General features: G+C 53.6%; 4 protein-coding genes and 1 rRNA gene. All 5 read right to left on the bottom strand.

The genetic code is table 11. The features are described 5' to 3' along the window. Positions 1 to 4: 4 nt before the first annotated feature. The 5 genes from aceK to rrf all read right to left on the bottom strand — a co-directional run bounded on the left by aceK (position 5) and on the right by rrf (position 6,496). Positions 5 to 1,762 (bottom strand): bifunctional isocitrate dehydrogenase kinase/phosphatase, encoded by a 1,758-nt coding sequence (gene aceK / locus OB87_RS07810; RefSeq protein ID WP_033568888.1) that lies wholly within the window; start codon positions 1,760 to 1,762, stop codon positions 5 to 7. A 77-nt stretch (positions 1,763 to 1,839) separates the two neighbouring features. Further along, positions 1,840 to 3,147, bottom strand: coding sequence for an isocitrate lyase (aceA, locus tag OB87_RS07815; protein ID WP_033568889.1), 1,308 nt, complete (start codon positions 3,145 to 3,147; stop codon positions 1,840 to 1,842). Between the two features lie 23 nt (positions 3,148 to 3,170). Next, on the bottom strand, positions 3,171 to 4,769 hold the full coding sequence (gene aceB / locus OB87_RS07820; protein WP_033568890.1) for a malate synthase A: 1,599 nt from the start codon (positions 4,767 to 4,769) through the stop codon (positions 3,171 to 3,173). A 302-nt stretch (positions 4,770 to 5,071) separates the two neighbouring features. Then, the gene (gene metA, locus OB87_RS07825) at positions 5,072 to 6,001 is read right to left on the bottom strand and encodes a homoserine O-acetyltransferase MetA (protein WP_033568891.1); all 930 of its coding nucleotides are present in this window, start codon (positions 5,999 to 6,001) and stop codon (positions 5,072 to 5,074) included. Between the two features lie 379 nt (positions 6,002 to 6,380). Continuing rightward, positions 6,381 to 6,496, bottom strand: a 5S ribosomal RNA gene (gene rrf, locus OB87_RS07830). Positions 6,497 to 6,554 lie beyond the last annotated feature (58 nt).

The following is a 6,554-nucleotide window of genomic DNA, read 5'->3' on the forward strand; positions in this document are numbered from 1 at the left end:
GGCGTTATAACGTCAGCGCGTCCGCTGACGTTACCGGGTCGGCATAACGTAAGCTGAAGCGTTTTCTGCGCCGGTAAGCGTAGACATCTTCGATATGACCGTCACGAATCCGCTGTTGCAACGCTCGCCAGTATTCCGCCCGAAACAGATCGCCGTGCAGTTCTTCAAACAGCGGCAGCAAGCGGCGGTCGCTGCACAGAAACTGGCGAAACTCCTCTGGGAACACATCATTCGGCCCGACGCTGTACCAGGGTTCGGCCGCCAATTCGTCCGCCGGATCGCGAGGCGGTGGAATATCGCGGAAATTCACCTCGGTCATGTAGCAGATTTCGTCGTAGTCATAAAACACTACCCGGCCGTGGCGGGTGACGCCGAAGTTCTTGAACAGCATATCGCCGGGAAAGATATTGGCCGCCGCCAGTTGCCGAATGGCATTACCATATTCCTCAATCACATCGCGCAGCGCCTGACCGTTGACCTGTTCCAGGTAGAGATTCAGCGGCGTCATGCGGCGCTCCATGTACAGATGGCTAATCACCAGCCGGTCGCCCAGGTCTTCCAGCTTGTCCGGTACATCGCGCCATAACTCCGCCAGCAATTCCGGGCTGATGCGCGCTTTCTCCAGCACAAAATTTTCATACTCCTGGGTGTCTGCCATGCGTCCGACGCGGTCGTGTTCCTTCACCAACCGGTAGCACTCCCGCACCCGCGCTTCGCTGACCTCTTTTTGCGGCGCAAACCGGTCTTTAATCACCTTGAACACCCGGTCGAAAGTCGGCAGCGTGAACACCAGCATTACCATGCCCTTGACCCCCGGAGCGGTAATGAACGGCTCTTGCGTATTGGCGATGAAATCGAGGTACTCCCGGTAATACTCGGTCTTGCTGTGTTTCTGGCAGCCGATCGCCAGATACAACTCTGCGGTGGTTTTACCCGGCAAGATCTCCCGCAGCCAGGCTACCAGCGCCGACGGCAGCGGCGCGTAAACCATGAAGTAGGAACGGGCGAAGCCAAACACAATACTGGCGTCCGCATGGCGGGTCAGGCAGGTATCGAGAAACAACGCGCCGCGTTCGTTGTGGTGAATCGGCAACAAAAACGGGAACACACCACCCGGTAAACGCAGTTTCCCCACCAGCCAGGCCGCTTTGTTGCGGTAAAACAGCTCGTTCGCCACCTGTAGCGACGCGTTCGCCAACGATGCCGCCGGGAAAGCTTCTCGCAGCGACTGCACCACATAACCGATATCTCGCGTCAGGTCTTCCCACGGCAACCGCAGCGGCAAAGCGGTCAGCACCGCTTCCAGCATCGCAGGCCAGCCGTTATCGGGCTGGTAAGTTCGGGCCAGCGGACGCGGAATTTCCTGAAAACGTCGCGCCGGTTGCGAACTGAACACGAACAGTTTGTCCGGCGTCAGTTCACGGTGATGAAACAGCCGACAATACACGGAGTTGAAGAAGCTCTCCGCAATTTCGAAGCGCGGATAGTCCGGCAACAACGCGGTATAAATCTGTTTGACCCGCGCGACGAAGGCCGCGTTGTAACACTGCCGGTCGGTGATGCAGCCTAACTGCTCCACCACCAGACCGACGTGATGGTCATAGAGCTGGATACGCTGCTTCATCGCCTGCTGCACTGAATGCCAGTCCGCTTGCTCAAAGCGCTGCTGCGCCCCTGCCGTAATTTCCAAAAACCGACCATACTGCGCATCAAACCCTTGCAAAATGGTCTGCGCCACCAGTTTTTCCCGACCCCGACTCATCCACCTCTCCTTTGACGCCATCAATGTAACGACAGGCGGCCAGCATCTGGCTGGCCGCGATGGTGCGATATTTCGGTTTAGAACTGTTGTTCTTCCGTCGAACCGGTCAACGCCGTGACGGAGGACGCACCGCCCTGAATCAGGGTGGTTACCTTGTCGAAGTAACCGGTGCCTACTTCCTGTTGGTGAGACGAGAAGGTGTACCCTTCTTTGATGGCTGCAAATTCCGGTTGCTGCACTTTTTCCACATAGTGCTTCATCCCTTCACCCTGGGCGTAGGCATGTGCCAGGTCAAACATGTTGAACCACATACTGTGGATACCCGCCAGGGTGATGAATTGGTATTTGTAGCCCATCTCCGACAGTTCATCCTGAAAACGAGCGATGGTGCGATCGTCCAGATTCTTCTTCCAGTTGAACGACGGCGAACAGTTGTAGGCCAACAGTTTGCCGGGGAAGCGGGCATGAATCGCCTCGGCGAAGCGCCGCGCCAACGTCAGATCCGGTGTTGAGGTTTCGCACCACACCAGGTCGGCGTAGGGGGCATACGCCAGCCCACGGCTGATCGCTTGCTCCACCCCGGCGCGGGTGCGGTAAAACCCCTCCATCGTGCGTTCACCGGTAATGAAGTCCCGGTCGTAGTCATCACAATCCGAAGTCAGCAAATCGGCCGCGTCAGCATCCGTACGCGCCACCAGCAATGTCGGCACGCCCAGCACATCCGCCGCCAGCCGCGCGGCGACCAGCTTCTGCACCGCTTCCTGCGTCGGCACCAACACCTTGCCCCCCATATGGCCGCACTTTTTCACCGACGCCAGTTGGTCTTCAAAGTGAACGGCAGCGGCTCCGGCTTCAATCATCGACTTCATCAGTTCAAACGCGTTCAATACCCCGCCGAAACCCGCTTCCGCATCGGCGACAATCGGCAAAAAGTAGTCGGTATAACGCGGGTCATCCTGCCCGATGCCGTTGGACCACTGGATTTGATCCGCACGTCGGAAGGTGTTGTTGATACGCTGTACCACCGACGGCACCGAGTTGGACGGGTAGAGCGACTGGTCTGGGTACATGCTGGCAGCAAGGTTGGCATCCGCTGCTACCTGCCAGCCGGACAGATATATCGCCTCCAGCCCGGCCTTTGCCTGCTGCAATGCCTGCCCGCCGGTCAACGCGCCGAGGCAGTTGACGTAGCCTTTACGCGACTTGCCGTTCAACAGCTTCCACAGTTTTTCCGCGCCCAGTTGCGCCAGCGTACAGGCGGGGTTCACCGACCCACGCAGATTCACCACGTCTTCAGCACGGTACGGGCGGGTAATGCCTTCCCAGCGCGGCGTGTTCCACTCTTGTTCCAGTTGCTCGATTTGTTGGGTACGAGAGGTGCTCATAGCGATTCCTTTTTTAAACAGGATTAATCAAGTAAGTCGTAACCGGGTAAGGTGAGAAAATCGATTAACGCGTCCTGCGTGGTGATGCGTTCCATTAGGCGAGCGGCATCATCAAAACGGCCACCGTCGAAACGGGCTTCGCCCAGTTCACCGCGGATAACCTGCATCTCCTCTACCAGCATCTGGCGAAACAATGCCTTGGTCACCACCCGGCCATCACTGAGCGTTTTGCCGTGGTGAATCCACTGCCAGATGGAGGTACGGGAGATCTCGGCGGTAGCAGCATCCTCCATCAATCCATAAATCGGCACACAGCCGTTACCGGAAATCCAGGCTTCGATGTATTGCACCGCGACGCGGATATTGGCGCGCATACCGGCCTCGGTACGCTCCCCTGGGCAAGGTGCCAGCAGCTCCTCGGCACTGATCGGTGCATCGTCTTCACGCAACATATCCAGTTGGTTAGGACGATCACCCAGCAGGCGGTCAAATACCGGCATCACCGTATCAGCCAGACCGGGGTGAGCAATCCAGGTTCCGTCATGACCATTTCGGGCTTCCAGTTCTTTATCCTGCCTGACTTTCTCCTGCACCCAGGCATTACGCTCTGCGTCTTTGCTGGGAATAAATGCCGCCATCCCACCCATCGCGAACGCACCACGCCGGTGACAGGTTTTGATCAGTAAACGCGAGTAAGCATTCAGGAAAGGTTTATCCATCGTTACCGACTGCCGATCTGGCAACACTCGGTCCGGATGATTTTTCAATGTTTTGATATAGCTGAAAATGTAGTCCCAGCGGCCACAGTTCAGCCCGACGATATGGTCACGCAGGTGATAGAGAATCTCGTCCATCTGGAATACAGCAGGCAGCGTCTCAATCAAGATGGTGGCTTTGATGGTGCCGCGTGCCAGACCAAAACGCTCTTCGGTATAGCTGAATACCTCGCTCCACCAGGCGGCTTCCTTCCAGGACTGGGTTTTCGGCAGGTAGAAATAGGGACCACTACCTTTTTCCAGCAATTGGCGGTAGTTATGGAAAAAATAGAGTGCAAAATCGAACAAACTGCCGGGGATAGCCTCATCATTCCATAGCACATGTTTTTCCGGCAGATGCAAACCTCGCACCCGGCAGATCAGCACCGCCGGGTTAGGCTTCAGCTGATAGATCTTTCCTGCCTCGCTGGTGTAACTGATGGTGCCACGCACCGCATCCCGCAAATTGATTTGCCCCTCAACCACTTTCGACCAACCGGGTGCCAGTGAATCTTCAAAGTCCGCCATAAAAACTTTCACATTGGCGTTCAGGGCATTAATCACCATTTTGCGTTCCACCGGGCCAGTAATCTCCACCCGACGATCCTGCAAATCAGCAGGAATACCACGAATCTTCCAGTCTGAATTTTTTATGGAATTCATTTCCGAAATAAAATCAGGCAATTCGCCGTTATCAATTCTTGCCTGCACCGCCTGACGCTCCGCCAGTAAGCGATTGCGCTGCGGTGTAAATCTGCTGACCAATGCAGTGAGAAAATCCACCGTCTCTGCCGTCAGAACCTGCCGCTCAGCCTCACCAAATGCGGTAGTGAAGACTAATTCTCGGCTTATCGTCTGTTGTATCATGTCGTTGTTCCTATTCCGTTGTACTCGCCGTATTCAGCTGTTCAATCTGCGAACTTAATCCGAACGTTTTTCAGCCAACAGAACTAAGCCTAATCCAATAAAATTTAAAATCAAAAACAATTTCCATTTTTAATGTAAAACAATCTTAAGCACATGATTAAATTAAAATTAAAGTTACTCTAAATAGAGAAACCAATTCCATGATAAGTAAGCCGAGAAAATCGGAGAGATACCCGCTTCGCTAAGCAGGAAAAAGAAAAGGCACCGCAAGGTGCCTGATGAGAAGGGATAAAAGAGGAAAATCAATCCAGCGTAGGATTCATATGACGCAAATCAAACGGCGTAATCTGGTAAACGTAGTAATTCAGCCAGTTAGAAAACAGCAAATGTCCGTGGCTACGCCAGGTCGCTCCAGGCGTTTTCTCAGGGTTATCATCCGGGAAATAGTTCACCGGGATCACAGGATCAAGGCCAGCATCACGGTCACGGAAATACTCGCTCGATAACGTCAGCGCGTCATACTCCGGGTGCCCCGTCACAAACGCCAATCGCTTATCCTTACTGGCAAACAAGTAAGCACCGGCTTCCTCAGACTCCACCAGAATATCCAGATCCGTATGCTCACGAATAATATCGGAAGGAAAGTCCGCATAGCGGGAGTGTGGAGCCAGAAAGGTTTCATCAAAACCACGAGTTAATAAGGCATGTGGTTGCAACGTATGGTGTGAATACACGCCGGATAATTTCACGTCACGGGTCAACTTGGGGATACCATACAGCACATTCAACGCCGCCTGAACAGCCCAACACACAAACAATGTAGAAGTGACATGTTCTTTGGCCCAGTTAACCACCCGCTCAATCTGCGGCCAGTACACCACGTCACAAAAATCCACCAACCCCAGCGGCGCACCGGTCACGATCAAACCATCAAAATTCTCGTGCTCAATATCTTCAAAGTCGCAGTAGAAGTTGTTGAGGTGCTCTGTAGGGGTATTCTTCGATTCCCGACTATCGATACGCAGCAACTGAATATCTACCTGCAGTGGCGAGTTCGACAGGAGCCGCAGGAACTGATTCTCCGTTTCGATTTTCTTTGGCATTAGGTTAAGAACCAGCACCTTCAACGGACGAATTTCCTGCGTTCTAGCTCGTGAAGACGGCATTACAAAGACGTTTTCATTGCGCAAGAAACTGACAGCTGGCAACTCATCAGGAACCCGGATTGGCATAACCTTACACCTCACTACATACGTTTATACGTTTATACGTTTAGCCTTCTAGGCTGCCGAAGATAGCGACTTTCCAGAGTAATGTCGAGCACATAACCAGCTGGTTGAAAATCTTTCATCAGAAATTAGATTTATATATCCATTTTTAGCATAAGAATTACATTGTATGGCGCAGAGCAAATCGGCTTTTCAGCCAATACAACGTAGTCAGTGCCATGGAGAAGAAGAGATAAAGAGAAGGTATTAGAAAGCTAGGCATAGTCTAACTGATTCTGGGGGATTATTGCGGGAAGTTTTCTCTGCCGACGGGTGCGCGCCCGACGGACACCACCCCAAAAGCAAAAAACCCCCGGCATAAACCGGGGGTTCCTTATGTGATGCCTGGCAGTTCCCTACTCTCGCATGGGGAGACCCCACACTACCATCGGCGCTACGGCGTTTCACTTCTGAGTTCGGCATGGGGTCAGGTGGGACCACCGCGCTCTCGCCGCCAGGCAAATTCTTTTCATTCCAACCGTCATGCTCACACTTCACGTGCACAACCATCAGAACC

It is taken from the genome of Dickeya undicola (assembly GCF_000784735.1).
GTDB lineage: Bacteria > Pseudomonadota > Gammaproteobacteria > Enterobacterales > Enterobacteriaceae > Dickeya > Dickeya undicola.